Consider the following 1,272-nt stretch of genomic DNA (forward strand, 5'->3'; position numbering starts at 1 on the left):
TGACGTGACCCCCTGAAACTCCTCCAGGAATAGCTAGAGTCCGCCCTAACGAAGGACGGACAGAATGAAGCGATCAAGGTTCACGGAAGAGCAGATCATCGGGATCCTGCGGGAGCAGGAAGCCGGAGTGACGACGGCGGAGGTGTGTAGGCGTCACGGGGTCAGCTCGGCGACCTTTTACAAATGGAAGGCCAAGTTCGGCGGGCTCGACGTGTCGGAGGCTCGGCGGCTGAAGACGCTTGAAGACGAGAACGCCCGGCTCAAGCGAATGTTGGCGGACGCGATGCTGGACAACGTGGCCCTGAAGGACCTGCTGGGAAAAAAGTGGTGACGCCCGCCGGCTGGCGCGAGGCGGCTGGTCATCTGCAAGCCGCCTACGAGATGAGCGAAAGGCGGGCGTGCCGTGTTCTGGGCGTCGATCGGTCGAGCGTGCGCTATCAGGCGACGCGCCCGGACGACGGCGCCCTGCGCGACCGGCTGAGGGCCCTCGCCCAGGAGCGTCGCCGGTTCGGCTACCGCCGCCTGCACGTCCTGCTGCGGCGCGAGGGCCATGCGGTCAACAAGAAGCGGGTTCAGCGGATCTATCGTGAGGAACGGCTGACGGTGCGCCGGCGCGGCGGGCGGAAGCGAGCAATGGGCACGCGGCGACCGCTGGACCTGCCGCTGGTGGCCAACCAGCGCTGGTCGCTGGACTTCGTCTCTGACCAGATGACGGACGGGCGGCGCTTCCGCATCCTGACGGTGATCGACAACTGCACCCGCGAGTGCCTGGCGTTGGTGGCCGATACCTCGCTGTCGGGCGCTCGGGTGGTGCGAGAGTTGGACGCCGTCATCCGGCAGCGGGGCCGACCCGACACCATCGTCAGCGACAACGGCACGGAATACACCTCGAACGCCGTCCTGGCGTGGGCCGACGACACCGGCGTCGGCTGGCATTACATCGCGCCGGGCAAGCCCCAGCAGAACGGCTTCAATGAGAGCTTCAACGGGCGCCTGCGTGACGAGCTGCTGAACGAGACGCTGTTTCGATCCCTGCCGCACGCGCGCGCGGTGCTCGAGGCCTGGCGGCGTGACTACAACGAACGGCGACCGCACTCGAAGCTCGGCTGGCTGACGCCGCAGGCCTACGCGCAAGCCCTTGCTGGAAACGCCGGGCGGCCTGCTGCGCTGGTTGACGGCTGCGCAGGCCGCCCTATTGCCAACCCAACCAATCTCTACCCAGATCAACCTCGGACTCTTGTTATGGCTGGATGAGAAACGGGGGTCACGTCA

1 protein-coding gene is annotated in these 1,272 nt (G+C 66.4%); it reads left to right on the plus strand.

What is annotated here, in order from left to right:
• Positions 1 to 64: 64 nt before the first annotated feature.
• Positions 65 to 1,254 (plus strand): IS3 family transposase gene (locus ACLBV5_RS14855; protein ID WP_447606152.1). Its coding sequence is split into 2 segments (ribosomal slippage): positions 65 to 317 and positions 317 to 1,254, totalling 1,191 coding nucleotides; the frame shifts between segments, so codons are not numbered across the junction.
• Positions 1,255 to 1,272 lie beyond the last annotated feature (18 nt).

Source organism: Brevundimonas sp. M1A4_2e (genome assembly GCF_053345555.1).